The following is a 26,672-nucleotide window of genomic DNA, read 5'->3' as shown; positions in this document are numbered from 1 at the left end:
GCGTTCCCCTGCCCCTCGAGGGGAGGGTGGCCCGAAGGGCCGGGAGGGGTCCTGCCTGCAGTGCGCCGACCTCCATTCTGGTGCATGCCTTGGAGGAAAATGATCGCAATGCCGTGGCACATGGCGCAGGTTGTAAAAGATAAGGTCGAGCAAGTCATCGGCGACTCCACCCGGCCGCTTCGCGGCCACCCTCGTCTCGAGGGGGAGGGGGACGTCGGCGCGAGGGAGAAACCATGACCAACCCCGCCGAAATCCTGGGCCTTCCCAAGCCCGTCTGGGCGGCGGACGAGGTCGGCATGCTTTACGACATGGCGCACCGCTTCATGTCGGAAGAGATCGCGCCGCGTTACGACGAGTTCGAGAAGAACGAGATGGTCGACCGCGAAAGCTGGCAGAAGGCGGGTGCTGCCGGACTGCTGTGCGCCTCGATGCCGGAGGAATATGGCGGATCGGGCGGCACCTTCGCACATGAGAGCGCCATCATCGAGGCGATCGGCCATGTCGGCGTCGACGGGTTCGGCATTGGCCTGCACAATTCGATCGTTGCCCCCTATGTCCTCCACTACGGCTCGGAGGAGCAGAAGAAGAGGTGGCTGCCGAGGCTGGCGACCGGCGAACTGATCGGCGCCATCGCCATGACTGAGCCGGGTGCGGGCTCAGACCTGCAGGGCATCAAGATGCACGCCGAACAGGACGGCAACCGGTACAAGCTCAACGGCTCGAAGACCTTTATCACCAACGGCCAGCTCGCCAATTTCATCATCGTCGTTGCCAAGACCGATCCTGAGAAGGGCGCCAAGGGCATCTCGCTGATCGTCGTCGAGACTGACGAGGTGGAGGGTTTCGCGCGTGGCCGTAACCTCGACAAGATCGGCCTCAAGGCCAACGACACGTCGGAACTGTTCTTCAACGACGTGCGTGTGCCGACCTCGAACCTGCTCGGCAATGACGAAGGCCAGGGCTTCGTCCAGTTGATGCAACAATTGCCGCAGGAGCGGCTGCAGATCGGCACCACTGCTATTGCCATGGTCGAGCGGGCTCTGGCGCTTACCATCGACTACGTCAAGGAGCGCAAGGCCTTCGGCAAGGCCATCATCGAATTCCAGAACACCCAGTTCAAGCTTGCCGAATTGAAGACCGAGGCGACCATCGGCCGCGTCTTCTATAATGACTGCGTTGCCCGCCATATTAACGGTGGCCTCGACCCGGTGACGGCTTCGATGGCCAAATACTGGCTGTCAGACCTGCAAGGAAAAGTCGTCGACGAATGCCTTCAATTGCATGGCGGCTATGGCTACATGAATGAATATCCGATCGCCCGCATGTTCCGCGATGCCCGCGTCCAGCGCATCTACGGCGGCACCAACGAGATCATGAAATTGCTGATCGGGCGGAGCCTTTAGGAGGTCGCATGTCGAAGCATTTTGCTGGGCTTCGCTGGAAGTCGGGGGCACGGGAGGATTTCCTTTCCGGCCGCTATTCCCGGGTCCATGAACTTCATTTTGATGGTGGCGCGGTCATCTCCGCTTCCGCATCGCCGTCGATTGTGCCGGCACCTTTTAGCGATGCAACGATCGTCGATCCGGAAGAACTGTTCGTCGCTTCGCTTTCTTCTTGCCACATGCTCTGGTTCTTGGATCTGGCAAAACGCGCTAAGCTCAATGTCCGATCTTATCACGACGAAGCCGAAGGCCTGATGGCCAAGAATGCTGAGGGGCGCACAGCCATCACACATGTCACCCTTCGGCCGCTCGTCGAATGCGACGCAGATGCGGCTATGATCGAGAGTATTCATCACAAGGCGCACGACGCCTGTTTCATCGCCAATTCGGTGCGGACCGAAGTGGTGGTCGAGCCCCGATTTTAGATCACAGGAGATCACCAATGGCCGAAGCTTATGTCTATGATGCGGTGCGCACGCCGCGCGGCAGGGGCAAGAAAGATGGCTCGCTGCACGAAGTGCCGGCGGTGCGGCTCGGCGCCAAGGTGCTCGAGGCCATCCGCGACCGCAACGGGCTGGACACTAGCACCGTCGACGACATCATCTTCGGCTGCGTCGATCCGGTTGGCGAGGCGGGTGCGGTCATTCCACGTGCCGCCGCTTTCGAGGCCGGCTACGACACCAAGGCGCCCGGCATGCAGATATCGCGCTTCTGCGCCTCGGGCCTCGACGCCATCAATTTCGGCGCCGCCAAGATCGCGCAAGGCGCCGACGAGATCGTCATTGCCGGTGGCGTCGAATCAATGTCGCGCGTCGGCATGGGCGCCTCCGGCGGCGCCTGGTTCATGGATCCCTCGGTCGGCCTGCCCGGCTGGTTCGTGCCGCAAGGCATATCGGCCGACCTGATCGCCACCAAATACGGATTTTCGCGCGACGATGTCGATGCCTACGCGGTCGAAAGCCAGAAGCGTGCCGCCAAGGCGTGGGGCGAGGGCCGCTTCAAGAATTCGGTGATCTCGGTCAAGGACCAGAACGGCCTGACCATCCTCGACCATGACGAGCACATGCGGCCCTCGACCGACATGCAGTCGCTGGCCGCACTCAATCCGTCCTTCGTCATGCCGGGCGAAATGGGCGGCTTCGACGCCGTCGCCGTGCAGAAGCATCCCGAGGTGGAAGAGGTCAACCACGTCCACCATGCCGGCAATTCGTCCGGCATTGTCGACGGCGCGGCGGCCGTGCTGCTCGGCTCGAAAAAGGCGGGAAAGACGCTCGGCCTCAAGCCGCGCGCGCGCATCCGTGCGTTCGCCAATATCGGCTCCGAACCGGTGCTGATGCTGACCGGCCCGGTCGACGTCACCGAGAAGCTGTTGAAGCGGGCGAAGATGAAGCTGCAGGACATCGACTTGTTCGAGCTCAACGAGGCCTTCGCTTCGGTGGTGCTGCGCTACATGCAGGCTTTCGACATTCCGCATGACCGGATCAACGTCAATGGGGGGGCCATCGCCATGGGCCATCCGCTCGGCGCCACCGGTGCGATGATCTTCGGTACGGTGCTGGACGAATTGGAACGCCGTGATCTCAACACCGCGCTGGTGACGCTTTGCATCGGCGCCGGCATGGGCACTGCAACGATCATCGAACGCGTCTGACGGAGAGAGATGATGAGCTACACCAATTTCACCCTCGACATCGACGCCGACGGCATTGCGCTGGTCACCTGGAACATGCCGGACCGTTCGATGAACGTCTTCACCGAGGAGGTGATGCGCGAACTGAACGCCATCGTCGACAAAGTGGCAAGCGATGCAGTGATAAAGGGCGCGGTGATCACCTCCGGCAAGGATACGTTCTCGGGCGGCGCCGACATCACCATGCTGCAGAAGATGCTGGCGACCTTCGCCGCCGACAAAGCGAAGGACCCGGAGAAGGCGACCAAGGCGCTGTTCGACAAGGCGGGCGCTATGAATGGCCTGTTCCGTAAACTGGAAACCTCGGGCAAGCCGTGGGTTTCGGCGATCAACGGCACCTGCATGGGCGGCGCGTTCGAATTGTCGCTCGCCTGCCATGGCCGTGTCGCGGCCGATTCCGACCAGGTGAGGATGGCGCTTCCGGAAGTGAAGATCGGCATTTTTCCAGGTGCCGGCGGCACCCAGCGCGTGCCACGGCTGACCGACCAGCAGCAGGCGCTGCAAATGCTGACGTCCGGCCAGACGCTGTCGCCGCAGAAGGCCAAGTCAATGGGCTTGATCCATGAGATTGCCGAGGCGGACAAGCTGGTCGAAACTGCCAAGGCGATGATCAAGAACGGCTTGAAACCGGTGGCGCCATGGGATGAAAAGGGCTTCAAGCTGCCCGGCGCTCCGATCTATTCGGTGGCAGGTGCCAATCTGTGGCCGCCGGCCATCGCCATTCTGCGCCGCGAGACCTTTGGCAATTATCCCGCTGCCGCCGCCATCCTGAAATGCGTCTACGAGGGCCTGCTGGTGCCGTTCGATACCGCCTTGCGGATCGAGCAACGCTACTTCACCGAGATCATGCAGACCAGGGAAGCGGCGGCGATGATCCGCTCATTGTTCGTCTCGCTGCAGGAACTGAACAAGGGCGCTCGCCGCCCAGCTGGTGTGCCGGAAACGACGTTCAAGAAGATCGGCGTGCTCGGCGCCGGCTTCATGGGCGCCGGGATCGCCTATGTAACGGCCAAGGCCGGCATTCCGGTGGTGCTGCTCGACCGCGACATGGAGTCCGCCGCCAAGGGCAAGGCGCATTCCGAGACCCTGATCTCGGATCAGGTGAAGAAGGGCCGTGCCAAGTCGGAGGACAAGGATCGATTGCTGTCGCTGATTACGCCAACGGCCGATTACGCGGATCTTGCCGGCTGCGATCTTGTGGTCGAGGCGGTGTTCGAGGACTCGGCCGTCAAGAAGGATGCCACCGAACAGGCCGAGGCTGTACTCAAGCCGTCGGCGATCTTCGCCTCGAATACGTCGACCATACCGATTACATCGCTGGCCAGGAATTCGGCGCGGCCGAAGAATTTCATCGGCATCCACTTCTTCTCGCCGGTCGACAAGATGATGTTGGTCGAGATCATCCTCGGCAAGAAAACCGGCGACAAGGCGCTGGCCACCGCGATCGACTTTGTCCGCGCCATCAAGAAGACGCCGATCGTCGTCAACGATACGCGCGGTTTTTACGTCAATCGCTGCGTACTGCGCTACATGTCGGAAGCCTACAAGATGCTGATCGAAGGTGTTCCGGCGCCGATGATCGAGAATGCGGCGAAAGCCGCTGGCATGCCGGTCGGTCCTCTAGCGTTGACCGACGAGACGGCGATCGACCTTGCCCAGAAGATCATGAAGCAGACCACGCGCGACCTCGGCGACAAGGCGGTCGATCCGAAGCAGATGGCGCTGATCAACACGATGGTCGACACGCATGGTCGCTTGGGCCGTAAGAACAGCAAGGGCTTCTATGACTATCCGGCAAAACCGGCAAAGAAGAAGCTTTGGCCAGGCCTCAGGAACCTCTACCCGCAGCTGTCGCCGGAGCAGGTCGACTATGAGGAACTGAAGCAGCGGCTGCTGGTCACCATCGCGCTTGAGGCGGTACGGGTCATGGAAGAGGGCATCGTTACCGACCCACGCGAGGCCGATGTCGGCTCGATCCTGGCCTTCGGCTTCGCACCCTATACAGGCGGTGCACTGTCCTACATCGACGGCATCGGCGCGAAGAAATTCGTCAAACTCGCCAAGCGCCTGCAGAAGAAATACGGCGCCGAGTTCAAGGCGCCGAAGCTGCTGCTCGAGATGGCCGAGAAGGGCGAGACCTTCTACGAGCGCTTCGATCCCTATACCAGGAACGAGGCCAAGGAGGCGGCCTGACGCCGTCTCCGGCGGTGGACAAGATGGCGGCCAAGGGGTAGAACAGCGAAGGTATTTTTTCCTGTTTCGAAGGAGAGCAAGGTGCTCTCGCACGACCGCGTTTGGGCCGCCATCGACGCTCTTGCCGAGCGTTATTCGCTTTCGGCCTCCGGACTGGCCAGGCGCGCTGGGCTCGACTCGACCGCCTTCAACAAATCGAAGCGGCTGTCCTCAGATGGGCGGCCGCGCTGGCCGTCTACCGAATCGCTGGCTAAGATCATCGAGGCGACCGGCGCCTCGCTGGATGAATTTGCAGGACTGGTCGAAGGCCGGGGTAATTCCGGCGCACTGCCCGTGCAGAAATCGTCGGTGCCGCTGCTTGGCTTCGCCCAGGCGGGCGCCGGTGGCTTCTTCGACGATGCCGGGTTTCCGGCGGGGCAGGGATGGGACCTGATCGAATTGCCGGCACGGGCAACCGAAAGCTCCTATGCGTTGAAGGTCCAGGGCGATTCCATGCTGCCGCTCTACCGCAATGGCGATGTCCTCATCGTCGAGCCGGGAGCTACCATACGAAAGGGCGATCGCGTCGTCGTCAAGACCAATGCCGGCGAGGTGATGGCCAAGGTGCTCGACCGCCAGACACCGAAGTCGATCGCGCTGGTCTCCCTCAATCCCGATCACCCGGACCGCGACATCCCCATGCGCGATGTCGAATGGGTGGCGCGGATTGTCTGGGCAAGCCAGTAGGCGCGGGGCCGGTGCGTCTGCCTCACCTTGCCTTGGCTGTTCTGGCGATCCCGGCGATGGCCACGGCAATTGTCGCCGGCGGCCGCGCCGTCCAGAGCGAAAGCGGCGGCCCCTGGGAACAAATCCAGGTCGGCGCTGAACCGCAGCCCGCCGCGCCGGCTACGTCGGCCATCCCGAAACCAGTGCCGGCCAAGCAGGCGGCGCATTCGAGGGCAATCGATCCAGAAATCGTGGTGCCGCCGCAGCTCGGTTCCAACGAGCTTGAACGGATAGAGCCGCGCGCCCCGTTGAGCGATCTGGCATTGGCCGGACCGCCCAAGCCGCCAAAAACGAAAATGCCCGACGACTGGAAAGGCACGAAACTATTCCAGCCCGTCGCCTCGGCCGCCGGGGTCATCGAAGCAAAGGGCTATTCGATTGCGGTTTCCGGTATCGACATCGTCAAGCAGGAGGAGACTTGCACCGACGGCGGCGAGTCCTGGAATTGCGGCATTCGGGCGCGAACGGCCTTCCGCGCCTTTCTCCGCAGTCGTGCTGTGATCTGTGCCGTGCCGCCCGAAGGCGGTCGTGATCTGATCGCCGCCGAGTGCCGGATCGGCAATCAGGATATCGGCCAATGGCTGGTCGAAAATGGCTGGGCGCGCGCCGCCAAGGGCGGCCCTTATGTAGAAGCCGGCGAGAAGGCGCGTGCAGCAAAAAAAGGCGTCTTCGGGCCGGCGCCGAGCGTTTCAGGCCTGCCGCCGCTCCCGGCTGCTGCGTCGCGATCCGCGCCTGTAGCGCCTAGCTCGATCCTGGAGGAGCAGGACGGCGCCCTCATGCCGCCAGCTGACCAGCCAGCGCCCGCTGAATGAGCTCACGCGTTTCGGCGATGCCGTAGAGCGCGGCGAAGGAGCCGAAGCGCGGCCCGCGTTCCTGACCTATCAGCACCTGATAGATCATCTGGAAGAAGGCGACGGAGACACCGGGTCCGCCCTCCGGGCTCTGCTTGGAATGATCCTGGTAGCGCTCGATCTTGCGCGCAACATTGAGGGCAGCGTTCTGGATCGCCTCGCTGTCGGCATTAGCCGGCAGCGCGGCGAGCGCTTCCGAAAGCTTGGTCAGCGCCTCGCGCTCGACCGCGTCGGCAGCACGGTACACTTTCGCCGGCTTCACGAAATCGTCGAAATAGCGGATGGCATATTCGGCCAGCCGGTCGAGCTCGGGATGGGTCGTCGGCGTCACACCCGGCGCGTGGCGCGAAATGAAACCCCACAGCACGTCCCTGTTCTGCGCATTCGAGGCGCTGACCAGGTTGAGCAGCAGCGAGAACGGAACCGGCAGGTCGACTGCCGGGGGATTGCCGTCATGCATGTGCCAGACCGGATTGCCCAGCCGCTCCTTCCAGTCCTGCCTCTGATAGGCAGAGAGGAACGTATAATACTCGTCCACTGCCTTCGGGATAACGTCGAAATAAAGCTTCTTCGCGGTTCGCGGGCGCTGGAACATATAAAGGCTAAGACTCTCGGTCGGCGCGTAAGTTAGCCACTCGTCGATGGTTAGCCCATTGCCCTTCGACTTCGAGATCTTCTGGCCGTGCTCATCGAGGAACAGCTCATAATTGAAGCCCTCCGGCGCCGGAGCATCGAGCGCGCGGCAAATCTGCCCGGCGAGCTTGACGGAATCGATCAGATCCTTGCCGGACATCTCGTAATCGACGCCGAGTGCTGCCCAGCGCATCGCCCAATCGGGCTTCCATTGCAGCTTGGCATGACCGCCGGTCACCGGCGTCTCGAAGCGCTCGCCGGTGTCCGGATCGCGCCACACTATGGTGCCGGCGTCGAGCTTGCGCTCGTCGATCGCGACTTGCATGACGATCCCGGTTTTGGGATGGATCGGCAGGAAGGGCGAATAACTCAGCGCCCGTTCCTCGCGCAGCGACGGCAGCATAATTGCCATCACCTTATCAAAGCGCTCGAGCATCTTGAGCAGCGTCGCGTCGAAGCGGCCGGAAGTATAATAGTCGGTCGAGGAAGCGAATTCGTAATCGAAGCCGAAACGGTCGAGGAAAGCGCGCAGCCGTGCGTTATTGGCGGCGCCGAACGACGGATACTCATTGGAGAAAGGGTCCGGTATCCTGGTCAGCGGCTTGCCGAGATAGGCGCGCAGCATGTCCTTGTTAGGCACATTGTCCGGCACCTTGCGCAATCCGTCCATGTCGTCGGAGAAGCACAGCAGTCGCGTCTTGACCTTGTCTTCAGTCAGCACGCGGAAGGCGTGGCGCACCATAGATGTGCGCGCCACCTCGCCGAAGGTGCCGATATGCGGCAGGCCGGACGGGCCGTAGCCGGTCTCAAACAGCACCGTTTCCGGGTAGCCACCGATCGCGTAGCGAGCGACGATCTTTTTCGCTTCCTCGAATGGCCACGCCTTGCTTTCGGCGGCGGCGGTAAGGACTTCCGGGCTGAGATCGATCGGCTGTTGTTCGACCATGATGCTATTCCTGCAACTTGCCGGCATCCATGCCGGCAGCCGCATGCTCTAGACCATGATCCCGAAAAGTGGAACCCGGTTTCAGGGCAGGACCGCGATCAGGCAAGAAGATTAAGAGCTCCCGTCCCAATTTAGTCGGGATGGATCAAGTTCCAAGGCGTGACCGGAGCGCCAACGATGGCGGCTGTTTTTCCTTGCGGCGCTGGTCTCTCGTTCCTAACTTCGGGACCCATCTCAAGGAGTTGTAAATGCCATTGTCGCCACACGAAGCCATGATCTACCTGATGGTCATCACTTCGGCGTCGGACCGCGACATGACCGACATCGAACTGGCGCGGATCGGCGACGTCGTTCGATCCTGGCCGGTGTTTGAGGATTTCAATCAGGAGCGGCTGGTCGATGTCGCTCAGGCCTGCCAGGAAATGCTGCAGGAGAAGGACGGGCTGGAGGGCGTCCTGGCGCGTGTCGCCGAGGCGCTTCCGGAACGCTTGCGTGACACTGCCTATGCCGCCGCCTTCGAGGTTGCGGCCGTCGATCTCGAAATGCGCCTGGAGGAGGTGCGCGTGCTGCAGCTCGTCCGCCGGGAACTCGATCTCGATGCGCTGACGGTCGCCGCCATCGCGCGAGCCGCCAAGGCGCGCCTTCGCACGCTGACCTGAGCCGGCAGTCAGAAAAAGCTGACCGGAAAATAGCGAAGATAGAACTCGGCGAACGTACCTTTCACCGAAATTTCCTGCAGCGCGTAGTCGAATGCGGCCGCCAGTGCCGGATCGTCGGCCCTGGTGGCGATCGCCATGCCCGAGCCAAGGTATTCGGGCGCCAGATAGGGGCCGCCGGCAAAGCGGCAACAGCCAGCCGCATCGGAGCCGCCGAGCCAGAAGGCGAAACGCATGCCGTCGCCGAAGGCGGCGTCGATCTTGCCGGCTTTCAGCCTGCCATAAAGCTCCTCCGGCTTTGCGAAGGGGACGATTTGGACGTCGCCGAAATAAGTGCGCAGCATCCGCTCATGCGCGGAATCGGCTATCACGCCGACACGTTTGCTGCGCAGCCTGTCGAACATTGGTTCGGTCAGCGCCTGTGTCTTCAGCATGATGAAGCGTGCCGGAAATTGCAGGTAGGGGCGTGAGAATGCGTATTTCGACCGCGACTCCGGCCTCGCGGCGATGCCGGCAATGATCGCTTCGCCTTCGCCTTTCCCGAGCGCACCTTCGAGCTCGGCCCAGGGCAGCGCCTGGATCTGGCATTTTTCGGCAATGCCGAGCTCGGCGCAGATGGCGCGCGCCAGGTCGACATGGAAGCCCGACAGCCGGCCTGCCCCATCGAGGAAATTGAACGGCGGGAAATCCGTGGTGGTCAGGAATCGCAGCCGCGGCAGCATCGAAAGGTCCGGCTTTGGCAGCCGCTCCTTGGCGTCCCAAAACACCGGCACCTGCGGCTCCGCGGCGAGCGCATCAGCCGCAAGCGATTGCGCTCCGATCAATATCGAAATCAATGAAATGGATATGCGCCGAAACGCCACGCGACGACTCCGTCCGATCTTGCCCGACTTTAGTACGAAGTAACACAGTTTTTTGTACGAAAATAACGCATGCACAACGGTTTTTGGTTTCATCGTGACGATTTAGGGATATTGTTTAGTGAGTTTGCAAATGACTGTGTGATGCCGGCTGAAGAGGAGCGGTAGGGCGCACAAAGGGAGCAGCTTTGCAGTCCGGGGTTGATGGCGTGGTGCGGGTTGATCACTGCCATTGGCCTCAAGAGCGGAAGGCAACATGGGGTAGATGTTGCGATGGGTCATTTCGATCGTACCCTGGAGTTGATAGATCAGTTGCAGCACGCCGGTACAGCGGCCGCCGTCTGCGCAAAGCTGCTGGGGGTAACAAGCGGGTTCGGGCTGACGGCGCTGATGGCCGGGACGGTTCCGCAACCCGGCACGCCGAGAAATCGGCAAAAGGACCATGTGTTGCTTTGCGACTGGCCGGCCGAATGGCTTGAGCGCTACGTTGCGCGCAACTATGTCGATCACGACCCAGTCGTCAGTCACATGAAGCAGCTTCAAGCGCCATTCCAGTGGCGGGAAGCGTCTCAGGGCATCCGTATCGGCAAGAGCGGCGGCGATGTCATGGGTGACGCCGGTGAATTCAAGCTGCGCGACGGATTGGCCTTCCCGCTGATCACGCTCGATGGCCAGATCGTCATGGTGTCGCTAGGCGGCGAGGCTGTCGAATTGTCGGGCGCCGAATTCGGGCTTGTGTCGCTGGTCTCGACTTATGCGATTGGCCGCGCCATGCAGCTCCACACTATGGCGGGCAAAACCATCGACCATGTCGAATTGACGCCGCGTGAGCGCGAATGCTTGCAATGGGCCGCCGTTGGGAAGTCCGAATGGGAGATTTCACAAATTCTCGGCATTTCTGAACACACGTCAGAGAAACACCTTCTTAACGCCAAAAGCAAACTCGGTGCCGTCAACCGGGTCCAGGCCGTCGCGGAAGCGATAAGGCGCGGCTATATTAACTAGGTCGGCCGCGCCGGCCTAGAAATTCTTGCCTACGCGATCGCGTAATTTTTTCGGGGAAGCACGGCCGTATCTTCCTATTGAAACTAGGAGACGGCAAATGCTTTTTTCCCTCACGACCCAGGAATTGATGGAACGGCCCGACCTCTGGGAGGCAGTTCATCGTTTGCGTTACAGAGTTTTCGTCGAAGAGATGGGATGGACCGATCTGCAGCGCCCCGACGGCCTCGAGATCGATCAATTCGACCACGACGAGGCAGTGCACCAGATCGTCATCCGCAATGGCGAGCTCGCCGGTTACCAGCGGATGTTGCCGACGACTCGGGCACATCTTCTAACCGATGTGCTGGCGGACCTTTATGAGGGAACCCCACCGTCGGGCCCGAATGTCTATGAACTGACCCGCTATGCGGTTGCACCGGGGTTCCGCGACGGCCGGCGCGGCGTGTCGACGGTCGGCACGGAGCTGATCGCCGGCTTCGTCGAGTGGGGTCTGAAGCGCAACGTCAACCAGGTTATCATCGAATTCGAGCCGATGTGGGTGCTTCGCGCGCTGCAGCTGCATTTCCTGGCAACGCCGCTCGGTTACCAGCGTACCTATGGCAACCAGCAGGTGGTTGCCACACTGCTCACCTTCAACGAGCACACGCTCGACGTGGTGCGTTCGCGCCGCAACCACTTTGCGCCGGTGCTGGCCAGAGGGTACCCGGACATGCTCGGACAGAGACGCGCCTCGTGAGATTGGAGAGAGGCCATGAATGTTCATTCAAAAGCAGAATTCCGCAATCACACGCTGATCGTCACGGTATCGTCGGGTGACGGCCGCCCGGTGCTGGACAGGCTGGCCTATGAAAGCCTGGCCAGGACATTCCATGAAGCCGCTGCCGACGACGACGTCCGCGTCGTGGTCCTGCGCGGTCTGGCCGGGTGCTTCTGCCTCGGCGCCGATTTCTCCGAATTTCTCGACGCCACCAAACATCGGCGACTGATCGACGCCGTTACCGATATGTTTCGCACGCTGGCGACATTCCCGAAACCGGTCCTTGCCTGTGTCGACGGCGACGCCGTCGGCGTCGGCTGCACCATCCTGTTCCACTGCGACATGGTGATCGCCTCGAGCAAGAGCACGTTTCGGGTGCCGTTCGTCCCTTCGGCCTGGTGCCGGACGCGGCGACCAGCATCCTGGCGCCGCAGAAGCTCGGCTATGCCGGGGCGTTCCGCTTCTTCTGCCTGGGCGACACGCTCGCCGCCGAAGATGCCAGGGCACTGGGCCTTGTCGGCGAGATCGTGACGGACGCCAGCGTCGAGGAAGCCACGTTGGCAAGAGCCAGGCAACTCGCCAAGAAGCCTGTCGCGGCGCTGCAGCAGACGCGCGACCTGCTTAGGGGCGACACCGGCGCGCTCTGCGACCGCATCGACCAGGAGATCTCCCTTTTCCAGCAGGCGCTGCAGGACGACACTACGCTGAAGCGACTGCAGCGGATTGCCCGGCTGGCGGCATGACAGCCGCGTATCGATGAGGTGAGCTTATTTTTCGAGGAAAGTCGGCCCTTCGCCGATGATCTTCTTGTCCACCTTACCGATGACGTCGAGATCGCGGCCGTCATAGGGAAGCGACAGGAGAATGCGCTGCATGACGGCCAGCCGCGCGCGCCGCTTGTCGTTCGCCCGCACAATGATCCAGGGCGCGAACTCCTTGTGCGTGCGTTCCACCATCAGGTCGCGCGCCTTGGTGTAGTCGTCCCATTTGGTGATGCCGGCGATGTCGATCGGCGAAAACTTCCAGCTCTTCAGCGGGCTCCAGCGACGGTCGTGGAACCGCTCGAGCTGTGTTTCCCGGCCGATGTTCAGCCAGAATTTGAAGAAATGGATGCCTTCGTTGCGGATCATCCGCTCGAAATGCGGAACCTCGTCCAGAAATTGCTCGTGCTGCTCGGGCGTGCAGAATCCCATCACCGGTTCAACACCGGCGCGGTTGTACCAGGAGCGGTCGAAGGTGACGAATTCGCCCGACGTCGGGAAGTGGTCGACGTAACGCTGGAAGTACCATTGTCCAAGCTCGGTGGGTGTTGGCTTGGTCAGCGCCACGTTGCGCGCCGTGCGAGGGTTCAGATACTGGCGCAAAACGAAGATCGTGCCGCCCTTGCCGGCAGCGTCGCGCCCCTCAAACAGCGACATTACCCGCTTGCCTGTCGACTGCAGCCACGCCTGCGCCTTGACCAGCTCGATCTGCAGCTTCTCTAACCTCTCGTCATACTCCTCGCCCTTCATTTTCTTGTCGTAAGGGTAGCCGCCGGCGGTGAGCTTGCGGTCCTCGATCCAGTCGGGAAGCGTCGGAGCCTCGATGTCGAACTCCCGCTCCTTGCCGTAGATCATGATCTTCAGCGGCCCCGATGAAGCTGCAGTGGGGCTTTCTTTGGCGTTTTTCATCGAGACGAACCTTTCCAGCCTCCGGACTCATGCTATTGGAAGCCTTACGGCATCGGCCCGAAAATCGGAATCGATTTTCGGAAAGAACGATGCAGCAGATAATGCGGTAGAGCGTCCTTTGTGCGCCCAATTGGACGCACGGCGCTCTAGCGTCGGTCCAGCAGGAAGTTATTGAGCGTTGGCCGCACACGGAGCGCAGGCGACGGAGCGCAAATGGCCGATATCGGCACAGAGCGGAAAGGCAGGGCGCAAGCCGTCGCCATGCGGCTGTGGAACAGCCGCTGGCTGCTAGCGGCCGGCTTCGTTGCGGTTCTGATCGTTTATGGTTTTGCCGGCATGTCTGGCTATGTGGTGCTGCTGGCAGGCGCCGTGCTGGTTGCCGCGGCAATACTGCCGGCCGGCGTCGCCCGTCAATCGACCGAAAATGCCGCGGCCGTCGAGGCGAGCGGCTTGCAACAACTTTCCGGCGAATATCTCGCGGCAGCGGTTGCCGATCCGCTGATCATTTTCGATCGTTCCGCCGCCATCGTCCATGCCAACGCCGCCGCCTTTGCAGCCTTTGGCGGGATTGCCCCCGGCATGTCGCTGTCGCTGAAATTCCGCGCGCCGGAAATGCAGTCCTTGCTGGATAATATCTTGGCAGGCAACGTCGCCTCGGACAGCGTCGACTATGTTGAAAGGCTGCCGGTCGAACGAGCCTATCGGGTGAGCGCGTCTTCTGTGGGTCACGCCACGGATCTCTACGTGCTGGTGTTCAAGGACCAGAGCGAAGCGCGCCGGATCGACAGAATGCGCGCCGACTTCATTGCCAATGCCAGCCACGAGCTACGCACGCCTCTCGCCTCGATTGCCGGCTTCATCGAGACGCTGCGCGGGCCGGCCCGCAACGACCCTGCGGCACGCGAGCAGTTCCTGCAGATCATGCAGAACCAGACCAGCCGCATGGCGCGCCTCATCGACGACCTTCTGTCGCTGTCACGGCTGGAGATGAAGCCCTATCTCAAGCTGGGAACCGAGGTCGATCTGCGCCAGGCCATCGACAGCGTCATCGATTCGCTTGGGCCGCTCGCCAAGGAAAACGGCGTCGTCATCGAGCGTGATTTCGCGGAAGGGCCGCTCGCCGTGCCCGGCGATCGGGACGAGCTTTTCCAGGTCTTCGAAAACCTGCTGGAAAACGCCTGCAAATATGGTCAGTCGGGCGGACGCGTCGTGGTGTCGATCACGCGCAGCGACAGCGATACCGAACCGGGGATCGACGTCACTATCAGGGATTTCGGCCCCGGCATTCCCGAAGAACACATCCCGCGCATCACCGAGCGCTTCTACCGCGTCGACGTCGAGAACAGCCGGACCCAGAAGGGCACCGGCCTTGGCCTGTCCATCGTCAAGCATATCCTGACCCGGCACAACGCCAGGCTCTCCATCTGGTCGGAAGTCGGCAAGGGTGCGGCGTTCACCGTCCATTTGCCGGCTCGCTGACGCAGTACTATCTCTAGCCCATGATGGGCCGTTTCTTTTTTCTGTCATCCGGCTAGCGTATTAGCGGGGATTCGAGGAGCGACTCAACCACAAGATCCCGGGAAGGCATTTGGTCCATGCAGTCCGTGCACATCGTCAGCGCCTATGACGAGGAGCTGAAATATCTGTCGAAGCGCATCGCGGCGATGGGCGGGCATGCCGAGCGCATGGTCGAGCAGGCCGTCGCGGCACTGGTCAATGCGGATCCGGGACTTGCCCAGAAAGTCATTCGAGACGACCTGGTTCTGGATGAGGGGCAGCGCGAGATCGACGATAAGGCGATCATCATCATCGCCAAGCGCCAGCCGATGGCGACGGATCTGCGCGAGATCGTCGGTGCGATCCGCATCTCGGCGGACCTCGAACGGGTAGGCGACCTCGGCAAGAACGTCGCCAAGCGAGTGGTTGCTGTCGCTGATGGGCGCCAGCCGAGCAGCCTGTTCCGCGGCCTCGAGGCTTTGGCTAATCTGGCGCTGACACAGCTCAAGGAAGTACTCGACGTCTACGCATCGCGGTCAGTGGAAAAAATCGGTTTCGTGCGCGACCGCGACGACCAGATCGATGCCATGTACACCTCGCTGTTTCGCGAGTTGCTGACTTACATGATGGAAGACCCACGCAACATCACGCCCTGCACGCATCTCCTGTTTTGCGCCAAGAACATCGAGCGCATCGGCGACCACGCCACCAACATCGCCGAGACGATCTACTATATCGTCACCGGCGACCAGATGCCGGCCGATCGTCCGAAGGGCGACAAGACGGACAAGATTATTCTTCCCGCAACGCAACCAGCGAAATGAGTGTCTCTCGATACTAATGCGAATTTCGGATTCGCCACCTGACAGAAAATTGCGCTAAGCTTTCGACGCGCTGACTTCTCAGTTCCGCGATGAAGGCCCCGCCTCCAGGAGGCTGCGATGGAATATGTCCGCGAGTTTGCTCCTGCGCCGCCGATGTCGGGTATAATCGCTTGCGGCGTCTATACGGCTGGGCGGCGCATCGCCGACATTCCGATCGAGGAAGCCGGCGAATGGGCCGGGAAGCCGGGCCACGTGGTCTGGATCGGACTGCTGGAGCCCGACCGCAATTTGTTACTGCGCGTCCAGGCGCAATTTCATCTGCATGAGCTGGCGATCGAGGACGCCGAGCATCCGCACCAACGGCCGAAGATCGAGCAATATGGCGATGCCCTGTTCATCGTTGCCCGCACGGCGCAGTTGATCGACAGCCGTGTCACCTTCGGCGAGACGCATCTGTTCGTCGGCGCCGGCTATATCGTCAGCGTCAGGCATGGCCCGTCGACCTCCTACGCCGCCGTTCGCCAGCACTGGGAAAGCTGTCCGCATTCCCTCGCCAAGGGCGAGGATTTCGTCCTCTACGCCATTCTCGATTTCATCGTCGACAACTACATGCCCGTGCTCGAGCAGATCGAAAACGAGGTCGAGGCGATCGAGGACAAGGTTCTGCTGAAACCGATGACCGGCTCCGATATCGAGCGGCTTTACATGCTGCGCCGCGATCTCTTGCGCCTGCGCAACGCTGCTCTGCCGCTGGTGGAGGTCTGCCGGCGGCTGACCAGCGCCGATCTGCCGCAAATCCACACAGCCATGCATCCGCTGTTTCGCGACGTCACCGACCATATCCGCACTGTCCAGGAAAAGATCGACAGCCTGCGTGAGGTTCTCGCTTTCGCCTTCGAGGCGAGCCTTCTGGTCGGTCAAAGCCAGGAGACGGCGATTTCCAAGAAGCTTGCCTCATGGGCGGCCATCTTGGCCGTGCCCACGGCATTCGCCGGCATTTACGGCATGAATTTCAGCGACATGCCGGAACTGAGGATGGAATATGGCTACCCGGCCGTCCTGGCGGCAATTGCCCTGATCTGCACGTTTCTTTACTGGCGGTTTCGCAAGAATGGGTGGCTGTAAGGGTAAGGGAATAGGCAGTAGCCAGTAGGGAATAGGCAATACGGAAGTGGGTTGTTGGCGAAACGATCCTTGTGAAGCGCTATCTTCCCCTACTGCCTACTGCCTACTCCCCACTGCCTATCGCCTATCTATGCCGCCGCCGCTCCGATGCTGGCTGAAACGCCACGCGGGCGTGGTACTTGCAGTAAGGGCCGGTTTCGGCGGCGTCGTTGCCGCAGAAATGGAAATCTTCCGAGAGCGGATCGCCATTCGGCCATTTGCAGGTGCGCTCGTTCAGCTCGACGAGTTGCAGATGCCGCGAGATTGGCACGACGACGTTCTCGACCGGGCGGATATAGTGGCGCGCTACCGGTTCGGCATCGAACTGCGCCTTGAGCGCGGTCGCACCGATCGACATCGACGTGGTGGCATGGCGCGTGGCGCTTGCTGCCCGGGACACCGATTTCTGGATCGTCGATCCCTGTACCGTCTTCTTCTGGCGTGCCGGTGAGGCGGTCGTGCGTCCGCGACCGGACAGTTTCAGCCGGTGCACTTTGCCGATGACGGCATTGCGGCTGACCCCGCCAAGCTGTGCGGCGATCTGGCTGGCGCTGAGGCCCTCCGACCACAATTTTCTGAGAAGTTCGACTCGCTCGTCAGTCCAGTTCATGAGACCGCGCTCCTGCTGAAACGTGCGGCAATCGGAATCCATTCCCGACCCGGCTTCTGCCGGGCAGACACCACATATATCGGGTGATTAGGTCCGCCGCACGAAATCTAGTTATTTCTCTACTACAATTACCTTATGCGCTGACTCGGTGACAAGAGTCCCAAGGCCAACACGAATCGGTTTTTTCGGTTTTCCCCAACTTGCCCGGTCGCTTATGAGCCGGCGTTATGCTGGAGGGCTTGCCGCACGTCCTTGCGCGACCTTTTCGTTGACTTCACGGCCGAAAAACACGATAAGCCACAAGGGCCGCCGCTTTGGCGGCTTTTTGATTTTTCCGGTTCCGGAGACGCATATAATGAGCGGTTCGGCGCTTTTCGAGACCTTTGTTCGCGCACCCCTGGCTTTCGACCACGGTGAAGGCACCTGGCTGGTCACCGATAAGGGCGAGCGATATCTCGATTTCGCCGGCGGGATCGCCGTCAATTCATTGGGCTACAGCCATCCGCATCTGGTCGCGGCCCTCACCGAGCAGGCCGCCAAGCTCTGGCACGTCTCCAATCTGTACGAGATTCCGGGACAGAGCCGGCTCGGCGAGCGGCTGGCCGACGCCAGCTTCGCCGACAAGGTGTTCTTCACCAATTCCGGCGCAGAGGCGCTCGAATGCGCCATCAAGACGGCACGGCGCTACCACTTCGTCAAGGGCCATCCCGAGCGATACCGCACAATCACCTTCGAAGGCGCCTTCCACGGCCGTACCCTGGCGACCATCGCCGCCGGGGGCCAGTACAAATACCTGGAAGGTTTCGGCCCCAAGGTCGACGGCTTCGACCAGGTCGGCTTCGACGATGTGGATGCCGCCGAAAAGGCGATCACACCTGAAACCGCGGCGATCCTGATCGAGCCGGTGCAAGGCGAGGGCGGCATCAGGCAAGTGCCGACGCAATCGCTGAAGCGGCTCAGGCAGCTCTGCGATCAGCACGGACTGCTTCTGATTTTCGACGAGGTCCAATGCGGCGTCGGCCGCACCGGAAAGCTGTTCGCGCATGAATGGGCGGGCGTCACCCCCGACCTGATGGCGGTGGCCAAGGGCATCGGCGGCGGCTTCCCGATGGGTGCCTGCCTCGCCACCGACGAGGCGGCGGTCGGCATGACCGCCGGCGTGCACGGCACCACCTTCGGCGGCAATCCGCTGGCGATGGCGGTCGGCAACGCCGTGCTCGACGTGGTGCTGGAAGACGGCTTTCTCGAGGACGTCCGGCGCAAGGCGCTGCTGTTGAAGCAGGGGCTTGCCGGTGTCGCCGACGAATTTCCGGATGTTATCGAAAGCATCAGGGGCACCGGCCTGATGCTTGGGCTTAAATGCGCGATGCCCAACACCAAGGTCACGGTGGCACTGCGTGACCAGCATCTCTTGACGGTTCCGGCCGGCGACAACGTTATCCGCCTGCTGCCGCCTCTCACCGTCACCGACGCCGAGATCCACGAGGCGCTCGAGCGCATTCGTGCCGGCGCCAAGAGCCTGGCGGATGCCATCGTCGCTGCCGCTGCGAAGTAATCCTGGAATTCCTGATGTCCCTTCGCCATTTTACCGATCTTTCTGCCGTTTCCGAAGGCGATCTGCGCTTCATGCTCGACGACGCAGCTGTGCGAAAGGCAAGGCTCAAGGCCGGAGAACGCAGCAAGCCGCTCGAAGGCAAGGTGCTGGCGATGATCTTCGACAAGCCGTCGACGCGCACGCGCGTATCGTTCGACGTCGGCATGCGGCAGTTGGGTGGCGAGACGATCATGCTGACCGGCACCGAGATGCAGCTTGGCCGCTCGGAGACCATTGCCGACACGGCCAAGGTGCTGTCGCGCTATGTCGATGCCATCATGATCCGCACCACCTCGCATGACCGGCTGCTGGAACTGACGGAAAACGCTACGGTCCCCGTCATCAACGGGCTGACCGACGAGACCCATCCCTGCCAGCTGATGGCCGACATCATGACCTTCGAAGAGCACCGCGGTCCGGTGGCCGGCAAGACGATCGCCTGGACCGGCGACGGCAACAACGTGCTGCATTCGCTCCTGGAGGCATCTGCGCGGTTCCATTTCAAGCTGAACGTCGCCGTGCCCGAGGGCAGCGAACCGGCTCAGAAGCATGTCGACTGGTCGAAAGCCAATGGCGGCAAGCTGAAATTCACCCGCTCGCCCGAGGAGGCCGTTCACGAGGCCGACTGCATCGTCACCGACTGCTGGGTGTCAATGGGCCAGGAGCACCGTGCCCGCGGCCACAATGTCTTCCTGCCCTATCAGGTCAATGCGGCACTGATGGCGAAAGCCAAGCCGGACGCGCTGTTCATGCACTGTCTGCCGGCACATCGCGGTGAGGAGGTTACCGACGAGGTCATCGACGGACCGCATTCTGTGGTGTTCGATGAGGCCGAGAACCGGCTCCATGCCCAGAAGGCGGTCCTGGCCTGGTGCCTGGGCGCTTGATACGGGCCGCGATGATCCGGGCCGGCCTGATCTGCGCCGCCTTGATCCGGGAGTGGGTGGTGCCTATCTCAGGCGCATCACGCAAATCGAGCGCGTCTCGTCGCATGCGCCCCGGAGGGCGGCATCGCCGCGCCCCGGAGCTTTGTCATGTTGGAAACTCATCAATTGGCTGAACATAAACCCAAGCTCGGCGAATTCGGCTACGCCGGCGATGATCATGTCGTGCCGTTCGAGGTCGGCCCGCTCGACGTGCGCGGGCGCACCGTCCAGCTCGGGCCGATGCTCGACGCCATTCTCAGCCGCCACGACTATCCCGAGCCGGTCGCCCGGCTCCTGGCCGAAGCCTGTGTGCTGACGGTACTGCTCGGAACTTCGCTGAAATTCGAGGGCAAGTTCATTCTGCAGACCCGCACCGATGGGCCGGTCGACATGCTGGTCGCCGATTTCTCCACGCCGCACGCGCTGCGCGCTTATGCCCGCTTCGATGCCGACCGGCTGCAGGCTTTGACTTCGGCCGGCGAGACGTCACCGCAGACGCTGATCGGCAGCGGTGTCCTGGCGCTGACCATCGACCAGGGCGCTCACACGCAGCGCTACCAGGGCATCGTCCAGCTCGACGGCGTCACACTTGAAGATGCCGCACGCACCTATTTCCGCCAGTCGGAGCAGATTCCGACCGACCTCCGCCTTTCGGTTGCCAAGCTTCTGACGCCCGGCGTCGGCGGTGCCCGCGAGCAATGGCGGGCCGGTGGCCTGCTGGCACAATTCCTGCCGCAGTCGGCGGAGCGTATGCGCGTACCCGACCTTCCCGGGGGCGACGGCGATCCGCGTGAGGAAATCCACGACCCGACCGACAATTCCTGGCAGGAGCTGCTGGCGCTGCTTGGTACTATTGAACCGACCGAGCTGATCGATCCGACGATCGGCGCCGAACGGCTGCTTTACCGGCTTTTCCACGAGCATGGCGTCCGCGTGTTCGGCGGCGTGCCGGTCGCCGACCAGTGCTCATGCTCGAGGGAGAAGATCCGCGGCATTCTCGAAGGCTTTTCCGCCGAGGAGATCAGAGACAGCACCGAGGATGGCAGCATTCACGTCGCCTGCGAATTCTGCTCGAAGCGATATGACTTCGACCCGGCGGAGTTTGCAGCGGCTGGATGACGGCGGTCAATTGACGGTGCGCCGCGTGCCCGGCAAATCGAGCGAGAAGGCGGGGATGGCGACGTCGAACGTCTCGCCCCGCTTGTTGCGCATTGTGTAGTGCCCGACCATGATGCCGGACGGGGTCGAGAGCGGGCATCCAGACGTATACTGATAGCTGTCGCCGGGGTTGAGTCCGGGTTGCTCGCCGACGACCCCGGGGCCGCGCACTTCCTCGACTTTGCCGGTACCGTCGGTAATGTGCCAGTAGCGTGACAGAAGCTGCACGAACTCATCCGACTGATTGTCGATGGTCACCTGGTAGCCCCAGACATAGCGGTTTTGCGGCGGATCGGAGTGATCCTCCAGATAGAACGGCCTGACCTGCACTTCGATGTTGCGGGTGACGGCGCTGTACATAAACTGCTCCAAAGCAATGTAGATGGAACTTTCGATGCTCAGCGCAGTTTGGTCAACGATGCGCAGCATCTTCTTGCCCGATCTCAAGCGCAGGTGCCGAAAAACAATGTCATTTGAGTGACACATGACAATGATGGTGTGCAGGCTTGTGCCGGACGACTCAGCGTTCTGTCGAATTGTTGAAAACGGCTGTCATGCGGCCGGCATTTCTGGAGTGACCAGATCTCGATGGAACCGACATTCGCAGCCGCCCTCCTTTCCATAGCCCTCCTTCTTTCAAATCTCGCCAGCATCCTGTTAGCTTCGCAGAAGCTGAAGCGACCAGCCAGTATTGCGCCGCCCGCGGCCAACGCGCCGCCGGTATCGATCGTCATCCCGGCGCGCGGCGTCGAGCCGTTTGCCGAAGAGACGCTGGAGCGCGCCTTCTCACTCGACTGGCCGCGCTACGAACTCATCTTCTGTGTCGCCCATGCCGACGACCCGGTGGTCAAGCCGATCACTGCCGCAATGGCGCGCTTTCCAGCTATTCGCGCCCGCCTTCTGGTCGGTGACGACCGCATCAGCGGCAATCCAAAACTCAACAATTGCGTGAAGGGTTGGGAGGCGGCGCGTTATCGCTGGGTCATCCTTGCCGATTCCAATGTGCTTATGTCGAGCGACTACGTCCAGCACCTGATGGCGGCGTGGCGGCATGACACCGGCCTCGTCTGCTCGACGCCAATCGGCTCGCGGCCGGACGGGTTCTGGGGGGAGGTCGAATGCGCCTTTCTCAACACGCTGCAGGCACGCTGGCAGTACGCTGGAGAGGCGCTCGGCCTCGGCTTCGCCCAGGGCAAGAGCATGTTGTGGAACAAGCCGATGCTCGATGCCAATGGCGGCATCCGCGCGCTTGCCGCCGAGATCGCCGAGGACGCCGCCGCGACCAAGCTGGTCAACGGGCTCGGACTGCGAGTCAATCTTGTCGCCTCTCCCTTCGAACAGCCGCTCGGCCGGCGCACGCTTGGCGAGATCTGGTCGCGGCAGGCGCGCTGGGCGCGGCTGCGCCGCGTCACCTTTGCACTGTTCTTTGCCCCCGAAATCCTGATCGGCGCGGCACCGCCGCTAGTGCTTGCACTGATCGCCGCGGCTGACGCCGGCGTCAGCCTGCCGGCAACCGCCATCGCCGTGCTGGTCGCGGCCTACCTGCCGGAATGCGCCTTGGCCTCGACCAAGGGATGGCACCTGTCGCCGCGCACGATCCCGGCGATGATGGCACGAGACCTGATGCTTCCCGTCGTTTGGGCGCGCGGATGGCTGAGCGGCGCCATCGACTGGCGCGGCAACGTGATGACTATCCAGACGAAGACTGTCGCGGAGCTGGAAGAGACCCCGTCCGGCGCCTGATCGGCACGTCCCCGCTGCCTCTGTTCGGCCAGCCCTTATCCGGCAACTCTCAGTGCCTGCTCGATGTCTTCGAGCAGGTCGTCGGCGTCCTCAAGGCCGACCGACAGCCTGAGCGTTCCCGGTCCGATGCCGAGCTCGGCGCGGGCTTCATCAGTCAAGTTCTTGTGTGTGGTCGTCGCCGGATGGGTGATCAGGCTCTTGGCGTCGCCGAGATTGTTGGAAATCAGCACGACGTCGAGTGTGTTCTGGAAGGCAAAGGCCGCCTGCTTGCCGCCCTTCACATCGAAGCAAATCAGCGTCGAGCCGCCCGACATCTGCTTCTTGACCACGGCCGCTTGCGGGTGGTCGGCGCGGCCGGGATAGATGACGCGGGCGATTTGCGGGCGCTCGGCCAGGAAATCCGCGATGCGGCCGGCACTTTCCGTCTGCTGGCGTACGCGTAGCGGCAGCGTCTCCAGGCCTTTCAGCAGCGTCCAGGCATTGAAGGGCGAGAGGCTGGGGCCGGTGTGGCGGAAATAGTCATGCAGGTTCTCGTCGATCCATTTCTTGTCCGACAGAACGATGCCGCCAAGACAACGCCCCTGGCCGTCAATATGCTTCGTGGCCGAATAGACGACGATGTGGGCGCCGAGCTGCAGGGGTTTCTGCTGCAAGGGCGTAGCGAAGACATTATCGACGATCAGCCTGGCGCCGATCGAATTGGCAAGTGCCGCCACGGCGGCAATGTCGACTACCTCTAGCGTTGGATTGGTAGGGCTTTCCAGGAAAAACAGTTTGGTGTTTGGCTTGACCGCCTTTTCCCAATTGGCGATGTCGGTGCCGTCGACCAGCGTTGCCTCAATGCCGTATTTCGGCGCCAGCGTCTCGATCACCCAGCGGCAGGAGCCGAACAGCGCGCGCGCCGCCACGATATGGTCGCCCGCCTTGGCGCTACACAGCAGTGCTGCCGTCACCGCCGCCATGCCGGATGCCGTGGCGCGCGCGTCCTCGGCTCCTTCCAGCGCGCACATGCGTTTCTCAAACATGTCGACCGTCGGATTGGCATAGCGCGAATAGATGAAGCCCGGCTCCTCGCCCTTGAAGCGGGCCTCCGCCGCTTGCGCCGTCTCGTAGACATAGCCTTGGGTGAGATACATCGCCTCGGAGGTCTCGCCGAAGCCGGAACGCAGCGTCCCGGCATGCACGAGTGCGGTCTGAGGCTTCCAATCGCGCTTCTTGGTCATCATTCCATCCAAACACCAAAATTGGTCCAAACAACAAAAAACCGGCCGCGAAAGTCGCAACCGGTCCATATGGCCTTGCGGCCCGACGGTCCTTTAGCGACTTGTTTAACGTGGCTGCAAGCCGACCGGCCAAATCACCACGGGATAACGAGCTTTAGACCCGCGCCACGCTTGCGTCAATTGCCGGCATGATTAAGAGGGTTGTACCAAGCAGGTGCCAAAGGCGTCCACGGTCGGACCTGCGACAGAACAAGACCTCGCCCGGCCTTCGAACGGAGCCAGACCCTTGCGGCAGACAGGCATTCTTCCCGATCAGCATATTTCCGAGCTGTTCCAGACGGGCGCGCTGAAATCGCCGCGCATGCTCGATGCCGATCAGATCCAGCCGGCCAGCCTTGACCTCAGGCTCGGCGACAAGGCATGGCGAGTGCGTGCTTCCTTCTTGCCCGGCCCGGACCACAGGGTTGTCGACAAGCTCAACCGGCTGAAGCTGCACGAGATCAACCTCGCCGAAGGTGCGGTGCTGGAAACCGGCTGCGTCTACATCGTGCCGCTGCTCGAAAGCCTGGCGCTGCCCGCCCATATTTCCGCCTCCGCCAACCCGAAAAGCTCGACTGGACGGCTCGATATCTTCACCCGGGTAATGACCGACCGTGGCCACGAGTTCGACAAGATCGCCGCCGGCTATGAAGGCCCGCTCTATCTGGAGGTCAGCCCGCGCACTTTCCCGATCATCGTGCGGACCGGCTCGCGGCTGTCGCAGATCAGGTTCCGCACCGGCAATGCGCTCTTGTCGGAAAGCGAGCTGCACGAGTTGCACCGCGCCGAAATGTTGGTCGCCACCGAACCACCCAACATCTCAGGCGGGGGAATCGCGCTGTCGATCGATCTCGACGGCGACAAGGACGGGCTGGTCGGCTATCGCGGCAAGCACCACACCGGCCTGGTCGACGTCGACAAGCGCGCCGCGCAGGATGTCGTCGATTTCTGGGAGCCGCTCTACAAGAGCGGTGCCGGCGAGCTGGTGCTCGATCCGGACGAATTCTATATTCTGGTGTCGCGCGAGGCGGTGCATGTGCCGCCACTCTACGCCGCCGAAATGACGCCTTTCGACCCGCTGGTCGGCGAGTTCCGCGTCCATTATGCCGGTTTCTTCGACCCGGGTTTCGGCCATTCGGCGTCGGGCGGCACCGGCAGCCGGGCGGTGCTCGAGGTGCGTAGCCACGAAGTGCCGTTCATCCTCGACCACGGCCAGATCGTCGGACGGTTGGTCTACGAGCATATGCTGAAACGGCCGCAGGCACTCTACGGCACAGATCTCGGCTCGAACTATCAGGCGCAGGGCCTGAAACTGTCCAAGCATTTCCGCGCCGCGCGATGAGTTTGGAACTGCCAATCTCCCCCACGAGGGGGGAGATCACGCTGTCATCGACGCCTCAAAGCGCCTTCACCGCCACCTTCACCGGCTGCTCGATTTCAAGCGGGTTGCGCAGCGGCAGGCCGAAATCCTGCGCCTCGATTTCGAATACGTCACCGGCCTCGGTCCTGATGCCGTCGGCGAAGGACAGCGTCGCCGTGCCGAACATGTGCACATGCACGTCGCCCGGCTGGCGGAAGGCCGAGTATTTGAAGTGGTGATGCTCGAGATTGCCAATGGTGTGCGACATGTTCGCCTCGCCCGACAGGAACGGCTTTTCCCAAAGCAGCTTGCCGTGGCGCAGGATGCGTGAAGCGCCGCGAATGTCGGACGGCAGGTCGCCGATCAGGATCTCCGGCCCGAACGAGGCGTTGCGCAGTTTCGAATGGGCGAGGAAGAGATAATTCACGCGCTCGGTGACGTGGTCGGAAAACTCGTTCGACAGCGTGAAGCCGACGCGGAACGGGGCGCCGTCGTCGCCGATCACATAGATTCCGGCGATTTCCGGCTCCTCGCCGGCATCCTGGGCGAAGGCGGGCGACATGAGCGCCGCGCCGGGCGCCACTGCCATGGTACCGTTGCCCTTGTAGAACCATTCGGGCTGCACGCCGATCTGGCCCTTCGCCGGCTTGCCGCCCTCCAGCCCCATGCGGAACATCTTCATGGAATCGGTCAGCTGTTCCTCGCCGCCATCGCTGAGCTTCTTGTGCATGGAATCGCGGGTCGCGGCGGAGCCGAGATGCGTCAGCCCGGTGCCGGTGAGATGGAGATGCGCCGGATCGGGATGGTTGATCGGCGACAGCAGCCGACCCTTCTTGTAGGCTGCATCGAGATCGACGGTTTCGCCGAAGCCCTTGCGCTCGATCAGGGCGACAAGCCCGGTGCCGGTGCGCGCGGCTTCCATCGCCAGCGAATAGACGCTGCGGGCCCCGTTGATGACGCGGGTCTTGCCGCCGTTGCGGGCAACGACGCGGATCGTCTCGGCGTCGTCGAGGATCTGGGAGATCAGCATGGTAACCCTCTCTGAATTGCGGCCTGCCTTCTTGGC

24 protein-coding genes, 1 pseudogene and 1 riboswitch are annotated in these 26,672 nt (G+C 62.1%); of the genes and pseudogenes, 18 read left to right on the top strand and 7 right to left on the bottom strand.

The annotated features are described in order from the left end of the window. Positions 1-233: 233 nt before the first annotated feature. The 6 genes from NKH78_RS16855 (at position 234) to NKH78_RS16830 (ending at position 6,902) form a co-directional block, all read left to right on the top strand. Positions 234-1,403, top strand: a complete 1,170-nt coding sequence (locus tag NKH78_RS16855) for an acyl-CoA dehydrogenase family protein (RefSeq protein ID WP_352506173.1) — start codon at positions 234-236, stop codon at positions 1,401-1,403. Between the two features lie 8 nt (positions 1,404-1,411). Beyond that, positions 1,412-1,867 carry an OsmC family protein gene (locus NKH78_RS16850; protein ID WP_254816313.1) on the top strand — a complete coding sequence of 152 codons (456 nt, stop codon included), beginning with the start codon at positions 1,412-1,414 and terminating at the stop codon, positions 1,865-1,867. 17 nt (positions 1,868-1,884) lie between these two features. Then, complete coding sequence (locus NKH78_RS16845) at positions 1,885-3,093, top strand: acetyl-CoA C-acetyltransferase (protein ID WP_352506174.1); 1,209 nt, start codon at positions 1,885-1,887, stop codon at positions 3,091-3,093. A 12-nt stretch (positions 3,094-3,105) separates the two neighbouring features. After that, complete coding sequence (locus NKH78_RS16840) at positions 3,106-5,325, top strand: 3-hydroxyacyl-CoA dehydrogenase NAD-binding domain-containing protein (RefSeq protein WP_352506175.1); 2,220 nt, start codon at positions 3,106-3,108, stop codon at positions 5,323-5,325. Between the two features lie 81 nt (positions 5,326-5,406). Further along, on the top strand, positions 5,407-6,051 hold the full coding sequence (locus NKH78_RS16835; protein ID WP_352506176.1) for a S24 family peptidase: 645 nt from the start codon (positions 5,407-5,409) through the stop codon (positions 6,049-6,051). Positions 6,052-6,062: 11 nt separating this feature from the next. Then, a complete protein-coding gene (locus NKH78_RS16830; RefSeq protein ID WP_352738427.1) occupies positions 6,063-6,902 on the top strand; it encodes a thermonuclease family protein in 840 nt (279 codons plus the stop codon). Here NKH78_RS16830 and NKH78_RS16825 read toward each other — a convergent pair. Then, positions 6,865-8,520, bottom strand: a complete 1,656-nt coding sequence (locus tag NKH78_RS16825) for a lysine--tRNA ligase (RefSeq protein ID WP_352506178.1) — start codon at positions 8,518-8,520, stop codon at positions 6,865-6,867. The genes NKH78_RS16830 and NKH78_RS16825 overlap by 38 nt on opposite strands. A gap of 248 nt (positions 8,521-8,768) precedes the next feature. Between NKH78_RS16825 and NKH78_RS16820 the strand changes: the two genes are divergently transcribed. After that, positions 8,769-9,179: a tellurite resistance TerB family protein gene (locus tag NKH78_RS16820; RefSeq protein ID WP_352506179.1), complete on the top strand. Its 411-nt coding sequence runs from the start codon at positions 8,769-8,771 to the stop codon at positions 9,177-9,179. An 8-nt stretch (positions 9,180-9,187) separates the two neighbouring features. Here the strand turns inward: NKH78_RS16820 and NKH78_RS16815 are convergent, their stop codons facing one another. After that, positions 9,188-10,039, bottom strand: a complete 852-nt coding sequence (locus NKH78_RS16815; RefSeq protein ID WP_352686756.1) for an ABC transporter substrate-binding protein — start codon at positions 10,037-10,039, stop codon at positions 9,188-9,190. A gap of 270 nt (positions 10,040-10,309) precedes the next feature. Here NKH78_RS16815 and NKH78_RS16810 point away from each other — a divergent pair, with 270 nt between their 5' ends. The 3 genes and pseudogenes from NKH78_RS16810 (at position 10,310) to NKH78_RS16800 (ending at position 12,541) form a co-directional block, all read left to right on the top strand. Next, the gene (locus tag NKH78_RS16810) at positions 10,310-11,041 is read left to right on the top strand and encodes a helix-turn-helix transcriptional regulator (RefSeq protein ID WP_352702290.1); all 732 of its coding nucleotides are present in this window, start codon (positions 10,310-10,312) and stop codon (positions 11,039-11,041) included. Between the two features lie 97 nt (positions 11,042-11,138). Then, a complete protein-coding gene (locus NKH78_RS16805; RefSeq protein WP_023677342.1) occupies positions 11,139-11,777 on the top strand; it encodes an acyl-homoserine-lactone synthase in 639 nt (212 codons plus the stop codon). 15 nt (positions 11,778-11,792) lie between these two features. Next, positions 11,793-12,541 (top strand): annotated as a pseudogene (locus NKH78_RS16800) (enoyl-CoA hydratase-related protein). A 24-nt stretch (positions 12,542-12,565) separates the two neighbouring features. Here NKH78_RS16800 and ppk2 read toward each other — a convergent pair. Next, positions 12,566-13,468, bottom strand: a complete 903-nt coding sequence (ppk2, locus tag NKH78_RS16795) for a polyphosphate kinase 2 (protein WP_352506183.1) — start codon at positions 13,466-13,468, stop codon at positions 12,566-12,568. Positions 13,469-13,681: 213 nt separating this feature from the next. Between ppk2 and NKH78_RS16790 the strand changes: the two genes are divergently transcribed. From NKH78_RS16790 to NKH78_RS16780, 3 genes are all read left to right on the top strand, one after another. Further along, on the top strand, positions 13,682-14,947 hold the full coding sequence (locus tag NKH78_RS16790) for a sensor histidine kinase (protein WP_352644327.1): 1,266 nt from the start codon (positions 13,682-13,684) through the stop codon (positions 14,945-14,947). Positions 14,948-15,063: 116 nt separating this feature from the next. Beyond that, positions 15,064-15,789 (top strand): phosphate signaling complex protein PhoU, encoded by a 726-nt coding sequence (gene phoU / locus NKH78_RS16785; RefSeq protein ID WP_254816325.1) that lies wholly within the window; start codon positions 15,064-15,066, stop codon positions 15,787-15,789. 117 nt (positions 15,790-15,906) lie between these two features. Further along, the gene (locus NKH78_RS16780) at positions 15,907-16,914 is read left to right on the top strand and encodes a magnesium and cobalt transport protein CorA (protein WP_023677347.1); all 1,008 of its coding nucleotides are present in this window, start codon (positions 15,907-15,909) and stop codon (positions 16,912-16,914) included. A gap of 124 nt (positions 16,915-17,038) precedes the next feature. On the opposite strand, the gene NKH78_RS16775 is transcribed toward NKH78_RS16780, so the two are convergent. Beyond that, positions 17,039-17,563: a GcrA family cell cycle regulator gene (locus NKH78_RS16775; RefSeq protein ID WP_352475925.1), complete on the bottom strand. Its 525-nt coding sequence runs from the start codon at positions 17,561-17,563 to the stop codon at positions 17,039-17,041. Positions 17,564-17,918: 355 nt separating this feature from the next. Here NKH78_RS16775 and NKH78_RS16770 point away from each other — a divergent pair, with 355 nt between their 5' ends. From NKH78_RS16770 to NKH78_RS16760, 3 genes are all read left to right on the top strand, one after another. Continuing rightward, the gene (locus NKH78_RS16770; RefSeq protein WP_023677349.1) at positions 17,919-19,118 is read left to right on the top strand and encodes an aspartate aminotransferase family protein; all 1,200 of its coding nucleotides are present in this window, start codon (positions 17,919-17,921) and stop codon (positions 19,116-19,118) included. A gap of 14 nt (positions 19,119-19,132) precedes the next feature. Beyond that, positions 19,133-20,044, top strand: coding sequence for an ornithine carbamoyltransferase (argF, locus tag NKH78_RS16765; RefSeq protein WP_254816329.1), 912 nt, complete (start codon positions 19,133-19,135; stop codon positions 20,042-20,044). 147 nt (positions 20,045-20,191) lie between these two features. Further along, on the top strand, positions 20,192-21,202 hold the full coding sequence (locus NKH78_RS16760; protein ID WP_352738432.1) for an Hsp33 family molecular chaperone: 1,011 nt from the start codon (positions 20,192-20,194) through the stop codon (positions 21,200-21,202). A gap of 6 nt (positions 21,203-21,208) precedes the next feature. Here the strand turns inward: NKH78_RS16760 and apaG are convergent, their stop codons facing one another. After that, positions 21,209-21,601 carry a Co2+/Mg2+ efflux facilitator ApaG/CorD gene (gene apaG, locus NKH78_RS16755; protein ID WP_254816331.1) on the bottom strand — a complete coding sequence of 131 codons (393 nt, stop codon included), beginning with the start codon at positions 21,599-21,601 and terminating at the stop codon, positions 21,209-21,211. 228 nt (positions 21,602-21,829) lie between these two features. Here apaG and NKH78_RS16750 point away from each other — a divergent pair, with 228 nt between their 5' ends. Next, positions 21,830-22,984, top strand: coding sequence for a ceramide glucosyltransferase (locus NKH78_RS16750; protein WP_352777891.1), 1,155 nt, complete (start codon positions 21,830-21,832; stop codon positions 22,982-22,984). Positions 22,985-23,019: 35 nt separating this feature from the next. Here NKH78_RS16750 and NKH78_RS16745 read toward each other — a convergent pair whose 3' ends face one another. Continuing rightward, the gene (locus tag NKH78_RS16745) at positions 23,020-24,210 is read right to left on the bottom strand and encodes an O-succinylhomoserine sulfhydrylase (protein ID WP_254816333.1); all 1,191 of its coding nucleotides are present in this window, start codon (positions 24,208-24,210) and stop codon (positions 23,020-23,022) included. A gap of 70 nt (positions 24,211-24,280) precedes the next feature. Continuing rightward, a riboswitch (SAM riboswitch) is annotated at positions 24,281-24,358 on the bottom strand. Positions 24,359-24,493: 135 nt separating this feature from the next. Between NKH78_RS16745 and NKH78_RS16740 the strand changes: the two genes are divergently transcribed. Further along, positions 24,494-25,588: a 2'-deoxycytidine 5'-triphosphate deaminase gene (locus NKH78_RS16740; protein WP_352738435.1), complete on the top strand. Its 1,095-nt coding sequence runs from the start codon at positions 24,494-24,496 to the stop codon at positions 25,586-25,588. A gap of 55 nt (positions 25,589-25,643) precedes the next feature. On the opposite strand, the gene araD1 is transcribed toward NKH78_RS16740, so the two are convergent. Next, the gene (araD1, locus tag NKH78_RS16735; protein WP_023719489.1) at positions 25,644-26,636 is read right to left on the bottom strand and encodes an AraD1 family protein; all 993 of its coding nucleotides are present in this window, start codon (positions 26,634-26,636) and stop codon (positions 25,644-25,646) included. Between the last annotated feature and the right edge of the window lie 36 nt (positions 26,637-26,672).

Source organism: Mesorhizobium sp. M0910 (genome assembly GCF_040319465.1).
Taxonomy (GTDB): Bacteria; Pseudomonadota; Alphaproteobacteria; order Rhizobiales; family Rhizobiaceae; genus Mesorhizobium.
Note: the sequence above shows the minus strand (reverse complement) of the source record. Positions and strands in the feature narration are given on the sequence as shown.

Bases quoted from the DNA above. Each gene is read 5' to 3' on its own strand.
- NKH78_RS16855 (WP_352506173.1), top strand. From the start codon at position 234: ATGACCAACCCCGCCGAAATCCTGGGCCTTCCCAAGCCCGTCTGGGCG.
- NKH78_RS16850 (WP_254816313.1), top strand. From the start codon at position 1,412: ATGTCGAAGCATTTTGCTGGGCTTCGCTGGAAGTCGGGGGCACGGGAG.
- NKH78_RS16845 (WP_352506174.1), top strand. From the start codon at position 1,885: ATGGCCGAAGCTTATGTCTATGATGCGGTGCGCACGCCGCGCGGCAGG.
- NKH78_RS16840 (WP_352506175.1), top strand. From the start codon at position 3,106: ATGAGCTACACCAATTTCACCCTCGACATCGACGCCGACGGCATTGCG.
- NKH78_RS16825 (WP_352506178.1), bottom strand. From the start codon at position 8,520: ATGGTCGAACAACAGCCGATCGATCTCAGCCCGGAAGTCCTTACCGCC.
- NKH78_RS16820 (WP_352506179.1), top strand. From the start codon at position 8,769: ATGCCATTGTCGCCACACGAAGCCATGATCTACCTGATGGTCATCACT.
- NKH78_RS16810 (WP_352702290.1), top strand. From the start codon at position 10,310: ATGGGTCATTTCGATCGTACCCTGGAGTTGATAGATCAGTTGCAGCAC.
- NKH78_RS16805 (WP_023677342.1), top strand. From the start codon at position 11,139: ATGCTTTTTTCCCTCACGACCCAGGAATTGATGGAACGGCCCGACCTC.
- ppk2 (WP_352506183.1), bottom strand. From the start codon at position 13,468: ATGAAAAACGCCAAAGAAAGCCCCACTGCAGCTTCATCGGGGCCGCTG.
- NKH78_RS16790 (WP_352644327.1), top strand. From the start codon at position 13,682: ATGGCCGATATCGGCACAGAGCGGAAAGGCAGGGCGCAAGCCGTCGCC.
- phoU (WP_254816325.1), top strand. From the start codon at position 15,064: ATGCAGTCCGTGCACATCGTCAGCGCCTATGACGAGGAGCTGAAATAT.
- NKH78_RS16780 (WP_023677347.1), top strand. From the start codon at position 15,907: ATGGAATATGTCCGCGAGTTTGCTCCTGCGCCGCCGATGTCGGGTATA.
- NKH78_RS16775 (WP_352475925.1), bottom strand. From the start codon at position 17,563: ATGAACTGGACTGACGAGCGAGTCGAACTTCTCAGAAAATTGTGGTCG.
- NKH78_RS16770 (WP_023677349.1), top strand. From the start codon at position 17,919: ATGAGCGGTTCGGCGCTTTTCGAGACCTTTGTTCGCGCACCCCTGGCT.
- argF (WP_254816329.1), top strand. From the start codon at position 19,133: ATGTCCCTTCGCCATTTTACCGATCTTTCTGCCGTTTCCGAAGGCGAT.
- NKH78_RS16760 (WP_352738432.1), top strand. From the start codon at position 20,192: ATGTTGGAAACTCATCAATTGGCTGAACATAAACCCAAGCTCGGCGAA.
- apaG (WP_254816331.1), bottom strand. From the start codon at position 21,601: ATGTACAGCGCCGTCACCCGCAACATCGAAGTGCAGGTCAGGCCGTTC.
- NKH78_RS16750 (WP_352777891.1), top strand. From the start codon at position 21,830: ATGGAACCGACATTCGCAGCCGCCCTCCTTTCCATAGCCCTCCTTCTT.
- NKH78_RS16745 (WP_254816333.1), bottom strand. From the start codon at position 24,210: ATGATGACCAAGAAGCGCGATTGGAAGCCTCAGACCGCACTCGTGCAT.
- araD1 (WP_023719489.1), bottom strand. From the start codon at position 26,636: ATGCTGATCTCCCAGATCCTCGACGACGCCGAGACGATCCGCGTCGTT.